Source organism: Paucihalobacter sp. (genome assembly GCF_036825875.1).
Taxonomy (GTDB): Bacteria; Bacteroidota; Bacteroidia; order Flavobacteriales; family Flavobacteriaceae; genus Paucihalobacter.
The window spans coordinates 14,436-35,070 of sequence record NZ_DAISXK010000030.1; the positions used below are offsets into that span (position 1 = coordinate 14,436).

Sequence of the window (20,635 nt, forward strand, 5' to 3'; positions counted from 1 at the left end):
GTTCACAAGAATTAAATATTGGCAATGGTCTTTATGGTGTCTATTATTTGAATCGCTAAACTATCTGCTTGGGTCTGCGATGGTGCTTCCGTATAAATACGAATAATAGGTTCGGTGTTACTTTTACGTAAGTGAACCCAACTATTTTCAAAATTAATTTTAACACCATCAATGGTTAAAACCTCTTCATTTTGGTATTTTTCTGCCATGGCCTTTAAAATACCATCCACGTCTAAACCTTCCGTTAATTCAATTTTATTTTTACTCATAAAATATTGTGGATAGGTTTTTTTAAGTGCACTAACCGATAGATTTTTTTCCGCCAGCAAACTCAAAAACAAGGCTATTCCAACTAGCGCATCACGTCCGTAATGCAATTCCGGGTAAATAATACCGCCGTTTCCTTCGCCACCAATTACGGCATTGGTTTGCTTCATGAGTTCTACTACGTTTACTTCACCAACCGCACTAGCTTGATAAGAACCCTTGTGTTTTTCAGTTACATCTTTTAAGGCTCTAGTGGAACTCAAATTGCTTACTGTGTTTCCTGAAGTTTTACTCAGCACATAATCGGCACATGCCACCAATGTATATTCTTCACCAAACATATCGCCCTTTTCATCCATAAAAGCCAATCTATCAACATCCGGATCTACAACAATTCCCAAATGAGCACGATGATCTACAACAGCTCGAGAAAGGTCGGTGAGATGTTCCTTTAATGGCTCTGGGTTATGCGGAAATTCGCCATTAGGTTCACAGAATAATTTAACAGTATGAACACCTAGCCGGTCTAACAATAATGGAATAATAATACCACCTGTAGAATTTACGCCATCAAAAACCACCTTGAATTTGGCGTTTTTAATTGCTTCAACATTCACCAAATCTAATTTTAAAACAGCGTCAATATGAAGATCCATATAAGCGTCATTTACCGTTATTTTTCCTAGATGGTCAACTTCGGCAAAGTTCATTTTATTAGACTCAGCCACTTCTAAAATATACTGACCTTCTGCTGCATTTAAAAATTCGCCTTTGGCATTTAATAATTTAAGGGCATTCCATTGTTTCGGATTGTGGCTTGCTGTAATAATAATCCCACCATCGGCATGCTCCATCGGTACTGCAATTTCAACTGTTGGCGTGGTTGAGAGTCCGAGGTCTATCACATGAATTCCCATGCCTACAAGGGTATGCATTACCAAACCTTGAATCATTTCACCCGAAATCCGCGCATCTCTTCCTACTACAACTCTGTAGTTTTCTTTATTGCGTTGTTCTTTAATCCATGTGCCGTAGGCAGCGGCAAAAGTTACCGCGTCTATAGGGGTTAAATTATGTGAAACCGCGCCACCAATGGTGCCACGAATACCTGAAATTGATTTAATTAAGGTCATTTTTGCTTATATTTTAAGCAAATATAACACCTATGAATAAAAATGTGCGCCTGAATTTGTAATTTAACCCAATGAATTTTTTAGCTCATATTTATCTTTCAAACAATATCCCCTTGGTGAGCATTGGCAATTTTATAGCCGATGGTATAAAAGGCAAGGAATACAAAAAGTTTCCGAAAGATATTCAAATCGGGATTTTGCTACATCGAGAAATTGACACCTTTACCGATGCGCATCCAACGGTGCGGCAGAGTACCAGACGCCTACATCCAAATTATAGTCATTATAGCGGCGTTATTGTTGACATTTTATATGACCACTTTTTGGCTAAAAACTGGAACCGATATTCAAATGAGCCTTTAGAATTATTTGTGAGTAACTTTTACGATCTACTTGAAGATAATTTCGAATTGTTACCCAAACGCATTCAAAAAATGATTCCGTATATGATTGCCGATAATTGGTTGTTGAACTACGCCAATATTGAAGGCATTCAAAAAGTATTAGATGGTATGAACCGAAGAACTAAAAACCTTTCAGGAATGAACAATGCAACCTCCGAACTTATTACCTATTACAGTGAATTTGAAAACGAATTCACCGAATTTTTTGAGAAATTACGCATTTTTTCTTCATCTAAACTTATAGAGCTAACTACAAAATTTGCTTTAAAATGAAATCTTGGATACTTAGTTTTTTCGTTATTTCAGTTATTTGGTCGTGTAAAGACAGCTATTCACATCAGGTTTCCAAAACCCAGCAACAAGGAATTATTGCTGAAAAAGCGATGGTGGTGTCCGCACGAAAAGAAGCCTCAGAAATTGGATTGGAAATTTTAAAAAAAGGCGGCAATGCCTTCGATGCTATGATGGCTACCGAAATGGCTTTGGCTGTTTGTTATCCTTTTGCGGGAAATCTTGGCGGTGGCGGTTTTTTGGTTTATCGCATGGCCGATGGTAGCAAAGGCACTTTAGACTACCGTGAAAAAGCACCACTCGCTGCAACAAAAGACATGTATTTAGATCAAAATGGTAATGTTATTCTAGGAAAAAGCACCATCGGTGGTTTGGCTGTTGGCGTTCCAGGCACGATTGCTGGAATATTTGAAGCTCAAGAAAAACATGGATTATTAGATGTTGCGACGATTTTAGAACCAGTAATCCAACTTGCTGAAAAGGGTTTTCCAATTAGTGAATCTCAAGAGAGAGAATTTATAAGGTTGGATAGTTTGTTCACAGTCGTAAATGGCAAAACAATTATCTTCAATAAATCGGCCAAAGCAGGTGAAACATTACAAAACAAAGCACTTGCCAATACCTTAAGGCAGTTGGCGGCAGGTGGAGCGCAAGCTTTTTATAAGGGTGTGATTGCCGATTCGTTAGTAGCCTTTTTCCAAAGAAATGGCAGCATCATTACCCATGAAGATTTGAAACAATACAAACCTGTATGGCGCGATCCTATAACCTTTCAATATAAGGAATACACTATTTCGTCAATGGCGCCTCCTGCTTCTGGTGGGATTTGTTTGGCGCAAATGATGAGCATGATAAAACCCTTCAATATAAAAGATTACGGACATAATTCGCTTAAAACAATTCAAGTGTTGGTGGAGGCTGAACGTCGGTCCTACGCCGATAGAAATTATTATTTAGGGGATCCTGATTTTGTGAAGATTCCGACCGATCATTTGCTAAGTGACTTATACTTAATGCAACGCATGGAAAACTTTTCGTTCGAAAGGGCCACGCCTTCAACAGAAATTCAAGAAGGTAACATTGCTATTTACGAAAGTGACGAAACCACACATTATTCCATTATTGATTCCTTCGGCAATGCGATAGCGGTAACTACCACACTCAATGGCGCTTATGGCAGTAAATTATTTGCCGATGAACTCGGATTTTTTCTCAATAATGAAATGGACGACTTTAGCAGTAAACCCGGCGAACCCAATATGTTTGGATTGGTAGGTGCCGAAGCTAATAGCATCGCTCCCGAAAAACGAATGCTCAGCTCAATGACGCCAACCATTGTTGAAAAAGATGGCGAATTTTTTATGACCCTCGGCACTCCAGGTGGTTCAACCATTATTACTTCGGTATTTCAAACTGTTTTAAACGTGATTGAATTCAATATGGGAATGCAACAGGCTGTTGACGCACCAAGATTTCACCACCAATGGTTACCCGACGAAATTAGAATGGAACCTCAAACTTTTTCTCCAGAATTATTGGCGAAACTTGAAGAATTGGGTTATATTATCAGTGACAAACCAACGCCTATTTTAGGCAAAGTAGATGGCATTTTGATGCTTGACGATGGAAGACTCGAAGGTGGCGCTGACAGACGCGGAGATGATACGGCCGTTGGTTTTTAACAAACAAATAATATTCAATTTTATAACACTAATTTAATCAAAACAACTATCAAATACTAACTTTTATGAAACTAATTATTCCTATATTTTCCTTCTGCTTCGCGCTTTTAAGTTTTAGCCAAGGAACGCAATTACTAAGAGAGCCCACTATTTCTAATACCGAAGTCGTTTTTGTGTATGCCAACGATTTGTGGAAAGCCCCAATAAACGGTGGCAATGCTGTTCGATTAACAAGCAGTGAAGGCTATGAGCAAGATCCACACTTTTCGCCCGATGGAAAACATATTGCCTTCACCGCAGAATACGATGGCAATTTAGATGTATATGTAATTCCTGCTGAAGGTGGAGAGCCAAAGCGATTAACCTATCACCCCGATGGCGATTTTGTACAAGGCTGGACACCCGAGGGAAGAGTTTTGTTTCGTTCCAGCCGTGAAGCTAAACCAACACAAAGCACTAAATTTTTCACTGTTGATTTAGAAGGCAACTTTCCGCAAGCCTTAGATATTAACCGTGCTGCTTATGGCGAAATTTCAGAAGATGGCAATCACTTGGCTTACACACCCATCATGAGTTGGGATCCTGAGTGGCGCAATTACCGCGGTGGTCAGGCCATGCCTATATGGATTGTGGATTTAAAAACTAAAGATTTAATTACCACACCGCAATTAGATAAAGAACGCCATCTAGATCCGGTTTGGTTAAATGGTGTTGTTTACTACCTTTCTGAAAGAGATTACACCAGTAATATTTGGAGTTTTGACCCGAAAACGAAAACTGAAAAACAAATAACTTTTCATAAGAAATTTGATGTTAAAAGTTTAGATGCCCATAACGATAAAATAGTATACGAACAGGGCGGTTATCTCCATCTATTCAATACAACCAACAATGAAACCAAACAACTCAATATTTCCGTTAAAGGTGATTTAAATTACGCTAGAGAACGATGGGAAAATGTAACTGCTAATAATTTGAACAATCCCAATCTGTCACCAACCGGTAAGCGTGCCTTATTTGAATATAGAGGTGAAATTTTTAGTGTCCCGAAGGAAAAAGGGGGTTGGATAAATTTAACCAATAGTTCTGGCGTTGCTGACCGCTACCCTATTTGGTCGCCAAAAGGTGATAAGATCGCTTGGTTTTCAGATAACAGCGGTGATTACAAACTCGTAATAGCCGACCAAAACGGGCAAAATAAAACCGAAATAACCCTACCAAATCCAACGTTTTACTTCCAACAAGATTGGTCGCCCGATGGGAAACATATAGCCTACACCGATACAGATTACAATATTTGGATTGCCAATTTAGAAACCAAAAAGGTAGTAAAAGCTGACACCGATCGCTATGCCCATCCAAATCGCAGCATGAATCCAGTATGGTCGCCTGATAGCCAATGGATCGCTTATGCAAAACAACTTAATAGTCATTTTAAAGCTGTATTTGCGCATAACATTTCAACCAATAAAACCATACAAATTACCGATGGTATTGCCGATGCAATCAGCCCTGTTTGGGATGCTTCAGGTGCTTATATTTATACACTTGCTAGCACCAATTACGGCTTAGCAACTGGTTGGTTAGATATGAGTTCTTACGATCCTAAAACTACTCGCAGTTTATACGCTATTGTTTTGAGTAGTGACGGTTCTGCACCAAATCTTCCTAAAATGGATGTTGAAGCGCTAACAAACTCCGAAGAGAAAGATAAAACAGATGACAAGAATAACGATAAGAAAGATGATAAAAAGGAGGATAAAAAAGAAGCTGTTATTGTAAAGATTGATGCGGACGGTATTTTTGATCGTGCGGTAGCTTTAAAATTGGATGATCGTGAGTATGTAGCACTTTTAGCTGGCCCAAAATACACTGTTTTTGTAGCAGAACAAGTGCCGAATGTATCTGATTTTACAGTGCATAGCTATGACGTTGAAAAAGAAAAAGCAACGGAATTTAGCAAAGGGGCACAATCTATGGTGGTTTCGGCCGATCGCAAGCAATTGCTTTTAAAACAAAATGGCGGTTGGTTTATCGTTGAAACAAAAGGCACTCCAAAGGCAGGTGATGGCAAACTAGCCACAGACATGAAATTAAAAATAGATCCAAAGGCCGAATATCATCAAATTTTTAAAGAAGGCTGGCGCTACATGCGAGATTTTCTTTATGTGAATAATGTGCACGGCGCTCCGTGGAATGAAGTTTACGAATGGTATTCACCGTGGATCGACCATGTTCGGCATCGAACAGACTTAAATTACGTAGTTGATATTATGAGTGGTGAGGTTGCTATTGGGCATTCCTATGTTTCCGGTGGCGATATGCCCAATGTTTCCAGAGTACCAGTTGGTCTGTTAGGTTGTGATTATGAAATAGCCAACGGTCACTACCGAATCTCTAAAATATACAAAGGTGAACGATGGAATCCTGGATTTAATGCGCCATTGGGTTTACCTGGCATAAAGGTTAATGAAGGTGATTATATCTTGGCGGTAAATGGTAAAAAGATTTCATCTGAAGAAAATATTTATCAAATGTTTGAGCAAACTGTCGGTAGAGAAATAGAAATCACCGTAAACAACAAGCCCAACAATTCTGGCGCTAGAACCGTTACAGTGAAGCCTCTTTCCAACGAACGAAACTTGCGCACAATAGATTGGGTTGAAGGTAACCGACGATTGGTAGATAAATTATCTGACGGGAAATTGGCTTATGTATATGTGCCTAATACTTCAGGTCCTGGTTTTACTTCTTTCAATCGTTATTACTTTTCTCAGCAAGATAAAAAAGGTGTTGTAATTGATGAACGCAATAACGGTGGTGGTTCGGCTGCTGATTACATGATTGATATTATGAGTCGTGAACTATTTGGCTATTTCAATAGCAAAACCGAAGGCAACCGACCGTGGACAACACCAATGGCTGGCATATGGGGACCAAAGGTTATGATTATAAATGAGCGTGCTGGTTCTGGTGGCGATTTGTTACCCTATATGTTTAAAGCCAAAGAATTGGGTCCATTAATCGGTACCCGCACTTGGGGTGGTTTAGTTGGTACTTGGGACACGCCGCGTTTTATTGATGGTGGGAGAATGGTCGCGCCACGTGGCGGTTTTTATGATGCGGATGGCAATTGGGCCGTTGAAGCTGAAGGCGTAGCACCCGATATTGAAGTGATACAACATCCGAAACAAACTAGCAATGGCATCGATCCGCAACTAGAACGTGCCGTAAAAGAAACACTTGAATTGTTAAAAACAAACACCTTTGAATTAAAACCTGAACCAGCACCACCTGTTAGATGGAAGCGACCTGAGGGTTACAAAAATGACAATTAAATGCTTTATTACCACAGTTAGAATGACTGCCTTAAGAAATAATATCAACTGTGGTAATTTTTTATGATCAATCTATGAAGATTAAAAAAATATTTAAAATTATTGTTGGCATTGTTGTGTTTTTCACTTTGCCAACCTTATTACTTTTTGCATTTTTATATCTAAGATACAACGAGCCATTACCCGATGGTTCACAAGGTAAAGCCGCTGATGAACTCGCAATTACTATGCTTGAAGCTTTGGATTACCAAGCTTTTCAAAACACCAATTACCTTGCCTGGAGTTTTAAAAATAGGCATCATTACAAGTGGAATAAAGCAGAAAATATTTGCGAGATAAGATGGAAACATGTAAAAGTAATACTGAACCTAAACAATATTGAGTCCTCAGATGTTTACATCGAAGACAATATTTATAACGGCGAAGACAAACAAAAACTAATTAGCAAAGCTAAAGATTACTTTAACAACGATTCCTTTTGGCTGGTGGCGCCTTACAAAGTATTCGACAAGGGTGTTGAACGTCGTTTGGTTAAAACAGAAGATAACAACAATGCATTATTAGTTACATATACTTCGGGAGGAAGCACGCCAGGAGACTCGTATTTGTGGCACTTAGATACAACAGGAAAACCGACGCATTTTCAAATGTGGGTTTCTATTTTACCAATTGGTGGATTAGAAGCCAGTTGGAATGACTGGACCACTTGCGAAACTGGTCTCCAACTTCCAACTTTTCATAAAATGTTAATCCTGGGTATTGAATTAGATGGTTTTGAATGTCGATGATTTATAACGACTTTATCAACTTTAGTTAAAAATTTTCTGTTCCAAACTACAAATTGTTAAGACTACCCATCAATTTTTCGTGCATAGCGTTGGTATAATCCAAATGGGTCACCATTCTTAATTTATTACTTCCCATTCCTATAATGTGAATACCTTTTTGATTTAATTTCTTCAGAAATTCGGATTCGTTCACGTCCTTATTCAATTCAAAAATAATAATATTGGTTTCAATGGGTTCTACTTTTTTAATCCAAGATTGTTGTTGCAACACCTCGCCTATCTGCCTAGCTTTTTCGTGGTCTTCTCTTAAACGATCAAAATGATGATCCAAAGCATATAATCCAGCAGCCGCTAAATAACCGATTTGACGCATGCCACCGCCTAATATTTTTCGAATTCTGATGGCATTCTGCATGATAGCTTCATCACCAATTAATACGGAACCAACAGGACAGCCTAATCCCTTACTTAAACAAACCGAAATAGTTTGAAACAACTCACCGTACTGCTTTGGTGTTTCGTTTTTGGCTATTAAAGCATTCCATAATCGGGCACCGTCTAAATGGTAACCCAAGTTATGATTGGTACAAACATCTTTGATTTTTATAAGTTCTTCAAAATCCCAGCAGGCACCACCACCTTTATTGGTAGTATTTTCAACTTCTACCAATTTAGTTAACGGACTGTGATAAAAATCGGGTGGATTTATAGATTCTTCCACTTGGCTTGCTGTAAACATACCGCGATGCCCATCAACCAATTTACAAGATACGCCACTATTGAACGATGCACCACCACCTTCATAATTGTAAATATGTGCATATTTATCACAAATAACCTGGTCACCTGGGTTGGTATGCAATTTAATAGCAGTTTGATTTGCCATGCTGCCCGTTGGAAAAAACAATGCTTTCGGTTTTCCAAACATTGTCGCGAGTCGTGCCTCAAGTTCATTTACGGTTGGATCTTCTTTATAAACATCGTCACCAACTTCGGCCGAGAACATAGCCTCTAACATGCCTTTTGTTGGTTTTGTAACCGTGTCACTTCTTAAATCTATAATCATATTTTAATTTGAATTTCTGTTGTTTTCATTCTTATGTCTCTTCAGAAAAATAGTTCATGTTTTTGGGTTGTTAACACTAAATATTATTCTCACAACACGACTGTAAAATTAAGCAAATCTCAGCGTTATTAATCCAACTTTATTAACCTTGCTGCTTATGACTCCCTTTGTATTTATTAAAAAAACAACGATATTATAAAATTGTGAAAATGAAAATGAAATTATTTCATAATTCTCAGTGTTTGTTTAAAATTATTGCATATTATTTATTGAATGACTCAATACTTATTAGTATTTTGGGTAAAAACTAACTATATGGAAAAAGAAGAATCAAATGCATTATTTTCTTCTTATGAGAGAAACGAAAATTTGTTTGATGAGATATTCGATGCTAATCATAAGGTAAGACCAACTTATAAGAAAATATTTGAGCTTTACAGTGATCACTCAATTTCAGACTTTGCCCATCTAAATGAAAAAGCAAAATCTTCATTTTTTAACCAAGGTATCACCTTTCAGGTTTACAGCGATTCTAAAGCACAGGAAAAAATATTTCCGTTTGATTTATTTCCGAGAATCATAGAAGGTAAAGAATGGAAGACTATTGAAAAAGGCGTTTTACAAAGAAGCAAAGCACTTAATGCTTTTTTATGGGATTTATATCACGAAAAAAATATTATTAAGGCTGGCATCGTACCGATGGATTTAATAAGTTCATCTGAAAATTATTTACGGCAAATGGTCGATTTAGATCCACCTGGCGGAATTTACAACCATATCTCAGGAACAGATTTAATAAAACATGCCGATGGTCAATATTATGTGTTAGAAGATAATATAAGATGTCCGTCTGGCGTAAGCTACGTAATGTGTAATAGAAATGCCTTAAAAAGAGCTTTATTTGGTGTATTTAATCATTATCAAATACACAATGTCACAGATTATGCCGAGAATTTATTAGAAATTATGCGATCCGTTAAACCTAAGGGAGTCGACAATCCAAATTGTGTTTTAATCACGCCTGGTGTTTACAATTCTGCTTACTATGAGCATTCGTATCTTGCTAAAACGATTGGTGTTGAATTGGTTGAAGGTAGAGATCTTTTTGTGGACAAAGGATTTGTTTATATGAAAACGATTAACGGTCCAGTTAAAGTAGACGTTGTATATAGACGAATTGATGATACATTTATAGATCCACTAGAATTCAGACAAGACTCAAGTCTTGGCGTTCCGGGACTACTCGCCTCGTATAAACAAGGAAATGTGAGCATTGTTAATGCACCCGGTACTGGCGTAGCGGACGACAAAGCTGTGTACACCTATATGCCAGAAATTATAAAATTCTACTTAAACGAAAAACCTATTTTAAATAATGTTCTTACCTACCATTGTAGCCGAGAAGACGATTTAAAATTTGTGCTCGAAAATATCGACAAACTAGTAATCAAGCCGGTAGATGAAGCTGGTGGTTATGGTATATCAATTGGTAATAAACTCACCAAAACTGAAATTGAAAATGTAAAAAAAGTCATTAAAAAACATCCACGAAAATATATTGCACAACCTATTATGTCGTTATCTGTTCATGCCACTTATATTGAAGACAGCCAGTCTTTTGAACAACGTCATGTAGATTTAAGAACCTACACCCTTCTAGGTCAAGATAAAGCCTTTGTGCTTAAAGGTGGTTTAACCAGAGTGGCACTTAGTAAAGGAAATTTAATTGTTAATTCTTCTCAAGGAGGAGGCTCAAAAGATACTTGGGTTCTAAAAAAATAAAGTAATATGCTAGCAAGAGTTGCAGACAACCTATTTTGGATGGGACGCTACATTGAACGCGCAGAACACACTGCTCGATTCATGAACGTTAATTATTTCACGTCATTAGATGCACCCAATAAGTTATCACAATCCAGACAATTTGTTTTACAATCTATTCTTTCCTTAGTAGGAGACGATGATGACAACGCTGCTCGTCTTAACGAAGAAGAGGTTTTATATAATGTAGGCTTAAATCCCGACAAAGGATATTCTATATTAAATTGTGTAAAGTATGCGCGTGAAAACGCCAACAGCTCAAGAGATTGCATCTCAAGCGAATTTTATGAATCCATCAATAAGTTCTATCATTTTGTTATGAATTTCCCTAAGGTTACATTCGTAAAAAGTGGGCTTCATGATTTCACAACCCATGTTGCTGAACATACGGCAATCCTTAGAGGTAAAATAAGAGGTACCTTATTGCACGATGAAATCTATGCCTTAATTATGCTAGGAATTAATATTGAACGTGCTACACAAGTTACACGTATCATTAAAACAAAATTTGAAGATGCTGAAAAAGCCCTTGGAAGTTATTCAAAACCAATTCAAAATAGCTATGAATGGACCACACTACTTAAATGTTGTGAATCCTATGACATGAATCGGCGTTTTTATAAGAAAGTACCAGAACAAATTACAACCTTAGAATTTCTGATTCTCAACCCAGAATGTCCGAGATCTGTGATGAATAGCCTTAATCAAATTGAAAAACACATCAGTACCATAGACAATAAAAAAATGAGAGACAAAACTTCTGTTTCTTTTTTAATAGGAAAAATGTGCTGCAACTATAAATTTAAAACAGCCGAAGAAATACAAAAAAATGTCGGGGGTTTTATTCAAACAACACTCGATTCCTTAGTTGAAATTGGCGAAAAACTTGAAAAAGAATATTTCTATTATTAATAGATTTAAACTTTTATATGTTTTAAGTTTGCGATCTCATTTATTTGATTCATGACCTACGACTACACCATAAAATACAAGTCTGAAAACACCTACGAAAACCAAGTTTTCGAAGCCCACTGGCAGTTTATGATTTCTCCCGAAAACAATAGCACTCAAACTTTACTCTCTAGTCAATTTAAAAGCTCGGTCGATTCCAAAATTGAAGACTCAATCAATGGATATAACTTTCAATCGTATAGAATCCACTGTAAAAAACCGTTTGACACTATTAATTTTGAAGCAGAATTTAAGCTTGTAAAAGTTGAAATTAATCCTTTTGAATTTGCAACCTCCCAAAATGACAACGACTCATACGAGATCATAGAAAAGTTAGATTTTAAAATTGATAATGAATCATTTCTGACACCTACCAAACTCACGCAGTTATCTGCAAAAAATGAAACGATTTATAAATTCGATAAAAGTTTGTCTCTTGTCGATAACCTTATTGCTTTAAATAATTGGGCATACCTCCATTTATTTTTTAAAGTTGGTGTCACTGACGTTAATACAACGCTAGATGAAATTATTGACAAGCGTAATGGTGTATGTCAAGATTTTTCACACTTATTTATCGCTATAGCCAGAAAAAATAATATTCCTGCTCGCTATGTATCAGGATATTTACATCAAGGGGATGGCTTTTTTGGTGATTCACAAATGCATGCATGGGTTGAAGCTTATGTGCCAAATTTAGGTTGGATTGGTTTTGATCCAACCAATAATTTGTTAGCCAATCATAACCACATTAAAGTGAGTCATGGTAGAGATTATAACGACTGTCCACCCATTAAAGGCGTTATTTATTCTTCGGGTAAAAACGAAACAAAATATTCTGTAGAGGTTTCTTACCAACAATAAATTTGCAGCAAATTCTGCTAATTCAAAAAGAGTCTTACTTTTGCATAAAAATTATTATATGATAACTTCCGATCAATTAAAAGATCTTAATTCCCGTCTAGACGCACTTAGACACTATCTTTGACGTAGATGCCAAACTGGTTGAAATAGCAAACGAAGAAGAACAAACTTTCGACCCAAATTTCTGGAACGACTCTAAAAAAGCGGAGTTGGTAATGCAGTCTTTGCGTGAGAAGAAAAAGTGGATTGAAGATTACCATAAATCTGTAAATCTTTTTGAAGAGCTAGAAATTGCTTATGAGTTTTACAAAGAAGGAGAATTTGCAGCCGAAGATGTTGAAAACCAATTTGAAACTACTACAAACACCATTGAAAAATTAGAGTTTAAAAATATGCTTTCAAAAGAAGGTGATAAACTAAGTGCCGTTTTGCAAATTACCGCAGGTGCTGGTGGTACTGAGTCTTGTGATTGGGCAAGTATGCTCATGCGCATGTATTTAATGTACGCTGAAAAAAATGGCTATAAAGTAAAAGAACTAAACTTTCAAGAAGGTGATGTCGCGGGTATCAAAACGGTTACTTTAGAAATTGAAGGTGATTTTGCTTTTGGTTGGTTAAAAGGCGAAAACGGCGTACATCGATTAGTGAGAATTTCGCCATTCGACAGTAATGCCAAACGCCATACCAGTTTTGCCTCGGTTTACGTCTATCCCTTAGTTGATGATACGATCGAAATTGAAGTCAATCCTGCCGATATCGAAATCATAACTGCCAGAAGTAGTGGCGCCGGTGGCCAAAATGTGAATAAAGTTGAAACAAAAGTTCAACTAACGCATAAGCCTACTGGTATTCAAATTTCTTGTTCCGAAACTCGTTCACAACACGATAATCGTAATCGGGCGATGCAGATGCTGAAATCTCAATTGTACGAAATAGAGCTTCAAAAGCAAATGGCGCAACGCGAAGATATTGAAGCAGAAAAAATGAAAATTGAATGGGGTAGTCAAATTAGGAATTATGTGCTACATCCATACAAATTAATAAAAGATGTAAGAACGGCGCACGAAACTGGCAATGTTGACGCTGTTTTAAATGGTGATTTAGAGCCCTTCTTAAAAGCCTATCTAATGATGATGGGACAAAAAACCGACGATACAAAAACCCTATAACATGATTGAAATTTATCACAATCCGAGATGCAGAAAAAGCAGAGAAGCATTACAATTATTAGAATCTCGAAATTTGGCACACAACGTGGTACTTTACTTAGAAAACATACCAAGTAAAATAGAATTGGCGAAAATTATTGAAAAACTAGGTGTAAAACCAATAGAATTGGTAAGAACACAAGAAGCTATTTGGAAGACTGAGTACAAAGGAAAAACTTTATCAGATAATGATATTCTACTCGCTATGATGAAACACCCAAAATTAATAGAACGACCAATAATAATTAAAGGAGAAAAAGCCATTGTAGGGCGGCCTGCCGAAAAAATATTAACTTTGTTTTAAAAAATATGATGATTAAATATTTAAACCTTTTAGTAGTTATACTTGTTTCTTGCCATAACATGATTTATTCCCAAAATGTGCCTCCCAATGAATCTCAAAAAGTGCGTATGGAACAAAAAATGGAGGAGCGCAAGCAAGATTACATCAACAATTTTTTATACACGCTTGAAGTAGACGAATTTCAAAAAGAAATTATAAGGCAAAAATTGAATTCTTTTTTTGATGAAAAAATAAATATTTTAAAAAGACCTTACAAACGGAGTATTGAATTTCAAGAAGCCATTACAAGTCTTGAAAATTCGCATTTCAAAGATATTGAAGAAATGGTAACTAAAACTACAATGACTAAAATTATAGAAATGGCTCAAGGCGATTTTAATGAAAAAGATGTACTGAGGGAAAAACGAAAAAATAAGAAAAAAAATTAACTTCCTATTAACAGTATAGGCTTCGGTTATCGTGAATTGTTAAAAACTATAGCCCTTTAACATAAGATTAACCACCATCAACTTTGGTAGGTTTACTTTTGCGTATACATAACGCACTACATGAAAAAATCTGTTTTTTTTTTATTTTTATTTTGTTTCTCCACCTTATTAGTTTCAGCTCAAAAAGAAGTTAAAATATCCGGAAAAGTTTTAGAAGAAGGAACAAACTATCCATTAGAATATGCTACTATTTCTTTTTTCAGTATTAAGGAAAATAAAATTATAACTGGAGGTATTACCAATATGGATGGTGTTTTCGAGGTTATGGTGCCTATAGATACGTATAATATAAAAGTTGAATATATTTCATACACTACAAAGACCTACAATAATAAATCTATCAGTAACGAAATGAATTTAGGCACCGTTTCACTTGCTCTTGATGCACAAGCACTAGACCAAGTCGAAATCATTGCCGAAAGAACAACCGTCGAAATTAAACTTGACAAAAAGGTGTATAACGTCGGTTCCGATTTAACCGTTAGAGGTGGAACCGTTAGTGATGTTTTAGACAATGTACCGTCGGTTTCGGTAGATGTGGAAGGCAATGTTGCCTTAAGAGGCAATGATGACGTTAGGATTTTAATTAACGGGAAACCTTCTGGATTAGTAGGATTAAACTCAACAGAAGCATTACGACAATTACCAGCCGAATCTATTGAACGTGTTGAAGTAATAACATCACCTTCTGCACGGTACGATGCCGAAGGAACCGCAGGTATTATCAATATTATTTTGAAACGAAGCAAGCTGCAAGGTATTAATGGTGCAGTAACTGTTAACGTTGGAGATCCGTTTCAAGCTGGTTTATCGGCGAATTTAAATTACAGAACAGGTGATTTCAATTTCTTTACAACCACCGGTTACAATTACCGCGAAGGTCCAGGAAATGCCTTTTCTAATACAAACTTTTTAAATACTAATAATTCTCTTTCAGAAACGAGAGACTTTGAACGTTTCAATAGTGGATTAAATTCGAGTGTTGGCGTGGAGTGGTATGTGAACGAATCCTCTTCTATAATTGCTTCTGTTCAAATAAGAGATAGTGATGATTCTAGAGAAACAACCAATATTTTAAGAGAATTCGATTCTAATAACTCGCTAATAAACACCACACGACGTTTTGACCCCGAGTTTGAAGATGATAAAACAATACAATACACATTAAATTACGACAAACAGTTTAATGGTGATTCAGAACACAGATTAACCTTAAATTTTCAGTACGAAACTACTAACGAAGTTGAAGCATCTCTTATAGAGCAAGACGATATTGACGTAGAGGATGTTGTAACCGATGAAATGGAAAATAGAGTTTTTCTACAAGGCGATTACGTGATGCCAATTGGTGAAGTAAGCCAATTTGAAGTTGGTTACCAAGGTCGATTTATTACCTTGGATACCGATTATGCAGTAGCATTTAACGATGGGGAAGGCAACTTTGATTTAGATACCAATCTTAGTAATAATTTAATTTACCGTGAATATGTAAATGCGTTTTATTCTCAATTTGGAAGTAAAATTGGTGAGAAATTCTCATTTCTTTTTGGCTTGAGACTAGAGGAATCACGCATTACTATTGACCAAGTTACCACTAACGATTTCGAAAGAAAAACCTATGCCAACTTATTTCCTACACTTAATTTAGCCTATGAATTATCAGAAGATGAAAACATTACCATTGGTATAAATAGACGTATAAGAAGACCACGTTCAAGATTTATCAATCCCTTTCCATCTAGGAGTTCAGCCACCAATTTATTTCAAGGGAATCCTGATTTAGACCCAAGTTTTTCTACTACTTATGATGTGGGATATTTTAAAAAGTTTGGTAAACTCGATTTAAATACTTCTTTATATTTCCAAAACGCAACTGACGTCTTCGTTTTTATTACTGAAGAAACAGGCGAGACTGCTATTGTAGGCAGCACTGAAGTTCCAGTAATTAGACGTACGCCAGTCAATCTTGCCACCAATGAACGCTTTGGCTTTGAGTTCACATTAACTTACAGACCAACTAAAAAATGGAATATGAATGGAAATTTTAATCTATTTCAATCCATTACAAAAGGTGATTATTTAGGTACCAATTTCGATGCAGAAAACCTCAGTTGGTTTATACGATTGAACAATAAAATCACACTTCCTGGTGATATCGATTGGCAAACAAGATTAAATTACCGTGGTCCTTCCGAAGATGCTCAAAACATAAATAGAGGAATTTTTACAACAGATTTGGCTTTTAGTAAGGACATTTTCAATCGAAATGCATCTATTGCTTTAAACGTTAGCGACTTATTTAATTCCAGAAAAAGAATTACCGAAACTACTACCCCAACATTCAATTCGGTAAGTGAATTCCAATGGCGCGTACGGTTTGTTAATTTATCGTTTACTTACAGATTTAATCAGCAAAGAGAGCGCGATCGACGAGAACGCAACGGTGGCGGCCTTAATGGTGGAGACGACTTTGATTTTGAAGGATAATTTATTTTTCACCAAGTAAAAGATTTAAAATCGCACCGGTATATTATTTCTTTTTTTATGATTTTTGTTTTATAAATATTTAAAACAAAGCAGAAAATGAAAATAATTCGTGAATTTAAGGAATTTGCTGTAAAAGGCAACATGTTAGACATTGCTATAGGGGTAATTATTGGGGCATCGTTTAATAAAGTAATTGATGTATTGGTAAAACAAATCATGATGCCACCACTTTCCATGTTAACCAATGGAATAAATTATAGTGAAAAAAAATACATTTTAAAAGAAACTGTTTTAAATGATGCTGGCAAAGAAATGGTTAAAGAAGTAGCAATAGGTTACGGATTATTTATTGAAACCATCATAGACTTTTTAATCGTCGGAATAACTGTTTTTCTTGTTGTTAAAGGTATGAATAAATTTAAACGCAAGGCACAAGATGTAAAAGATAAAACTGTTGAAACGCCTAAAGACATCGAAATTTTAAGCAGAATTAGCGATTTAATGGAAGAGCAAAACGGGTTTTTAAAAACCCAGCAGAAATCTGGGTAGTGTTATTTGAGTAACCGAGTTAATTCCTACAATTAACCCATTCAAATTAAATTAACATATTTTTTTTTCATATCTTTCAGCCTCTTAAGAAAGTCATTATGAATTACCTCAAAAAATTAGGTATTGCCAATTTTTTAATGTTGTTGCTCTGCGTCGTTATTATAGGGGTTGCCGAATATTTATTTTTATCGGGTGATGAAATTCATGGGATTTTCATAGGTCTTTGGGCGCCAACCTTACTTGGTGTCATGATATTTCTAAAATTGATCAACCATGGAAGCAAATGAAATAGTTTTCTGGTTTTCAATCATTGTTTCTGGATTGGTTGCTATCTGGGCAGTTGTAATTATTAGAGCTTACAACAATATTGATAAAAAAGAATAGTTTTTAAAACTGTACGGCTCGATTAAAGTATTTTATTGTTTTTTAGATTTGACAATTATTGTCTTTTAAATTAATTCGTCTTGCTACTTTAATACATGGAAATAATATTACTGCAATTATTTATTGATTTCGGTTTTGTAGTATTAATTTGGGCTGTTCAGTTGGTTATCTATCCCAGTTTTAAATTTTACACGGAGGAAAATCTGTTAATATGGCATCGGCTTTATACCAAAAAAATAACCTTCATCGTACTACCTTTAATGCTTGCACAATTCGTTCTTACATGCGTTCATCTTTGGCAAATAGTTAATTTATTCACAATTCTTTCAATGGTGATTGTTGCGTTGTTATGGTTACTAACTTTTATTGTGTTCGTACCGCTGCATCAAAGTATTGATAAGAACACGAATGACAATACCACAGTAAACAAACTCGTGAAAAAAAATAAATTAAGAACATTTTTATGGTCGCTTTTATTCATGGTTTCGGCCTTAAATTACTTTTTAAATTATTAACTTGCTACTTAAATTAAATACCCATAATGGCGCAAAAACAATTAGGTTTAAACACTATCTGTACACATGTTGGCGAAATAAAAGACACACAATTTAAAGGTGCAGTCTCACCAATTTACACCAGTACTTCGTACGAATTTTTAGATGTTGATATTAAGCGCTACCCGCGTTATTTTAACACACCAAACCAAGAACATTTATGCAAAAAAATTGCAGCTTTAGAGCATGCCGAATCAGCTATAATTTTTAGCTCAGGTATGGCTGCCATCAGCACTATGTTTTTAGCATTTCTGAAAATAGGTGATCACGTGTTGGTTCAAAATACACTTTACGGTGGAACTGTAAACTTTATAAAAGAAGAATTGCCTAAATACGGAATAGAATACACATTTACTAACGGTTACAACGTTGAAGATTTTGAAAAGGACATCAAACCAAACACCAAATTTATTCTTATTGAAACACCGTCAAATCCTTTGATGACGGTTACCGACATTGCAGCGGTTGCAAAACTTGGGAAATCACGAGGAATTTTAACTGCTATAGATAACACTTTCGCGTCACCCATCAATCAAAATCCCATCGATTTTGGAATTGATATGGTCATGCATTCAGCTACCAAATATTTAGGTGGACATTCCGATATTAGTGCAGGAGCAGTTGCGGCTTCCAAAGAAATAATCGATAAAATCTGGCATACTGGCATCAACTTGGGCGGCAACTTGAGCGATATGACTGTCTGGTTACTTGAACGTAGTATGAAAACCTTGGCGTTACGCGTAAAAGCACAGACCGCTAATGCCATGGAAATGGCAAAATGGCTTTTGGCACATCCTAAAGTTAAAAACGTTTACTATCCGGGATTAGAATCGCATCCGGAGCACCAACTTGCGAAACAACAAATGAACGGCTTTGGAGCTATGCTTTCCTTTGAACTTGAAGATGGTATCGACGCCTTGGTCTTTCAAAAGCAACTTATGCTCATAAAATCATCGATGAGTTTAGCTGGTGTGGAAAGTACCGTTATTTCGCCATTTTTAACCTCACATGCTTTATTAACTGCTGAAGAACGTCTTAATGTAGGCATTAGCGATCAACTTATAAGATTTTCTGTTGGTATAGAAGAATGTGTTGATTTACAAAACGATATAGATCAAGCTATTGAAAATACTATAAAATTAAAATGATGAAATTAGATATATTAGCAATCGGCGCACATCCCGACGATGTTGAATTGGGCTGCGGTGCGACCCTAGCAAAAGAAATTTCAAAAGGTAAAAAAGTTGGTATACTCGATTTAACCAGAGGTGAACTAGGTACCCGAGGAACAGCCGAAACCCGTGATCAAGAAGCCGAAGATGCCTCAAATGCGCTTGGAGCCCTAGTGAGAACCAATATGGAGTTTTCTGATGGTTTTATCATTAACGACAAATGGCATCAGATTGAAATAATAAAAATGATAAGACTATACCGTCCTGAAATCGTCATCTGTAATGCCATAGACGATCGGCATATAGACCATGCAAAGGCGAGTAAATTGGTGAGTGAGGCTTGCTTTTTAAGCGGATTGATTAAGATTGATACCAAACACGAAGATGTTGATGATTGGCAAGAACCTTGGCGACCTAAAGCGGTTTATCACTATATCCAATGGAAAGACTTACAACCCGATGTGGTGGTTGACGTTACAGGTTTTATGGACGCCAAAATGAAAGCTGTTTTATGTTATAAAACACAGTTTTTCGATCCAAAAAGTGAAGAACCAGAAACGCCCATTAGCAGTAAAAACTTTACAGAAAGCATTACATACCGAGCTAGAAATTTGGGTAGACTAATTGGCACGGACCACGCCGAAGGTTTTAACACCGAACGTTATCCTGCCGTTGATAGTTTGTTTGATATTATTTAAACTATTAGAATGCTTAGGCAAAGTTATTTATGAAATTTAATATATCTTAAGTTACCTATTTTATATAATAATTTCAAAAAACACTTTGCAGAAAATAGGAAATAAATTACATTTGCAATCCAATTTAAAATGGTGGTTGTAGCTCAGTTGGTTAGAGCGCCTGATTGTGGTTCAGGAGGTCGTCGG

17 protein-coding genes are annotated in these 20,635 nt (G+C 36.1%); 15 read left to right on the top strand and 2 right to left on the bottom strand.

What is annotated here, in order from left to right:
* Positions 1-11: 11 nt before the first annotated feature.
* Complete coding sequence (gene glmM / locus V7Z48_RS09520; protein WP_334113190.1) at positions 12-1,400, bottom strand: phosphoglucosamine mutase; 1,389 nt, start codon at positions 1,398-1,400, stop codon at positions 12-14.
* 71 nt (positions 1,401-1,471) lie between these two features.
* Here glmM and V7Z48_RS09525 point away from each other — a divergent pair, with 71 nt between their 5' ends.
* From V7Z48_RS09525 to V7Z48_RS09540, 4 genes are all read left to right on the top strand, one after another.
* Positions 1,472-2,077 carry an acyl carrier protein phosphodiesterase gene (locus tag V7Z48_RS09525; protein ID WP_334113191.1) on the top strand — a complete coding sequence of 202 codons (606 nt, stop codon included), beginning with the start codon at positions 1,472-1,474 and terminating at the stop codon, positions 2,075-2,077.
* Positions 2,074-3,777, top strand: coding sequence for a gamma-glutamyltransferase (gene ggt / locus V7Z48_RS09530; RefSeq protein ID WP_334113192.1), 1,704 nt, complete (start codon positions 2,074-2,076; stop codon positions 3,775-3,777). Before V7Z48_RS09525 ends, ggt begins: the two co-directional genes overlap by 4 nt.
* Positions 3,778-3,842: 65 nt before the next feature.
* Positions 3,843-7,115 carry a S41 family peptidase gene (locus tag V7Z48_RS09535; RefSeq protein ID WP_334113193.1) on the top strand — a complete coding sequence of 1,091 codons (3,273 nt, stop codon included), beginning with the start codon at positions 3,843-3,845 and terminating at the stop codon, positions 7,113-7,115.
* Between the two features lie 74 nt (positions 7,116-7,189).
* On the top strand, positions 7,190-7,903 hold the full coding sequence (locus tag V7Z48_RS09540; protein ID WP_334113194.1) for a hypothetical protein: 714 nt from the start codon (positions 7,190-7,192) through the stop codon (positions 7,901-7,903).
* A 46-nt stretch (positions 7,904-7,949) separates the two neighbouring features.
* Here V7Z48_RS09540 and V7Z48_RS09545 read toward each other — a convergent pair whose 3' ends face one another.
* Positions 7,950-8,969, bottom strand: a complete 1,020-nt coding sequence (locus V7Z48_RS09545; RefSeq protein ID WP_334113195.1) for a threonine aldolase family protein — start codon at positions 8,967-8,969, stop codon at positions 7,950-7,952.
* Positions 8,970-9,284: 315 nt separating this feature from the next.
* On the opposite strand from V7Z48_RS09545, the gene V7Z48_RS09550 reads away from it, so the two are divergent.
* From V7Z48_RS09550 to bshB1, 11 genes are all read left to right on the top strand, one after another.
* Positions 9,285-10,751, top strand: a complete 1,467-nt coding sequence (locus V7Z48_RS09550; RefSeq protein WP_334113196.1) for a circularly permuted type 2 ATP-grasp protein — start codon at positions 9,285-9,287, stop codon at positions 10,749-10,751.
* Positions 10,752-10,757: 6 nt separating this feature from the next.
* Entirely contained in the window at positions 10,758-11,702 is a 945-nt protein-coding gene (locus V7Z48_RS09555) for an alpha-E domain-containing protein (protein WP_334113197.1), read from the top strand.
* A 51-nt stretch (positions 11,703-11,753) separates the two neighbouring features.
* Positions 11,754-12,605: a transglutaminase-like domain-containing protein gene (locus tag V7Z48_RS09560; RefSeq protein ID WP_334113198.1), complete on the top strand. Its 852-nt coding sequence runs from the start codon at positions 11,754-11,756 to the stop codon at positions 12,603-12,605.
* Positions 12,606-12,663: 58 nt separating this feature from the next.
* Positions 12,664-13,774 (top strand): peptide chain release factor 2 gene (prfB, locus tag V7Z48_RS09565; protein WP_334113199.1). Its coding sequence is split into 2 segments (ribosomal slippage): positions 12,664-12,726 and positions 12,728-13,774, totalling 1,110 coding nucleotides; the frame shifts between segments, so codons are not numbered across the junction.
* A 1-nt stretch (position 13,775) separates the two neighbouring features.
* Complete coding sequence (gene arsC, locus V7Z48_RS09570) at positions 13,776-14,117, top strand: arsenate reductase (glutaredoxin) (protein WP_334113200.1); 342 nt, start codon at positions 13,776-13,778, stop codon at positions 14,115-14,117.
* A 59-nt stretch (positions 14,118-14,176) separates the two neighbouring features.
* Positions 14,177-14,545, top strand: a complete 369-nt coding sequence (locus V7Z48_RS09575) for a hypothetical protein (protein ID WP_334113201.1) — start codon at positions 14,177-14,179, stop codon at positions 14,543-14,545.
* A gap of 120 nt (positions 14,546-14,665) precedes the next feature.
* Positions 14,666-17,092, top strand: a complete 2,427-nt coding sequence (locus tag V7Z48_RS09580) for a TonB-dependent receptor domain-containing protein (protein WP_334113202.1) — start codon at positions 14,666-14,668, stop codon at positions 17,090-17,092.
* 96 nt (positions 17,093-17,188) lie between these two features.
* The gene (mscL, locus tag V7Z48_RS09585; RefSeq protein ID WP_334113203.1) at positions 17,189-17,641 is read left to right on the top strand and encodes a large conductance mechanosensitive channel protein MscL; all 453 of its coding nucleotides are present in this window, start codon (positions 17,189-17,191) and stop codon (positions 17,639-17,641) included.
* A 98-nt stretch (positions 17,642-17,739) separates the two neighbouring features.
* Positions 17,740-17,928 carry a hypothetical protein gene (locus V7Z48_RS09590; protein ID WP_334113204.1) on the top strand — a complete coding sequence of 63 codons (189 nt, stop codon included), beginning with the start codon at positions 17,740-17,742 and terminating at the stop codon, positions 17,926-17,928.
* A 638-nt stretch (positions 17,929-18,566) separates the two neighbouring features.
* Positions 18,567-19,727, top strand: coding sequence for a trans-sulfuration enzyme family protein (locus tag V7Z48_RS09595; protein ID WP_334113205.1), 1,161 nt, complete (start codon positions 18,567-18,569; stop codon positions 19,725-19,727).
* Positions 19,727-20,449, top strand: coding sequence for a bacillithiol biosynthesis deacetylase BshB1 (bshB1, locus tag V7Z48_RS09600; protein WP_334113206.1), 723 nt, complete (start codon positions 19,727-19,729; stop codon positions 20,447-20,449). Before V7Z48_RS09595 ends, bshB1 begins: the two co-directional genes overlap by 1 nt.
* The last annotated feature ends 186 nt before the right edge of the window (positions 20,450-20,635 follow it).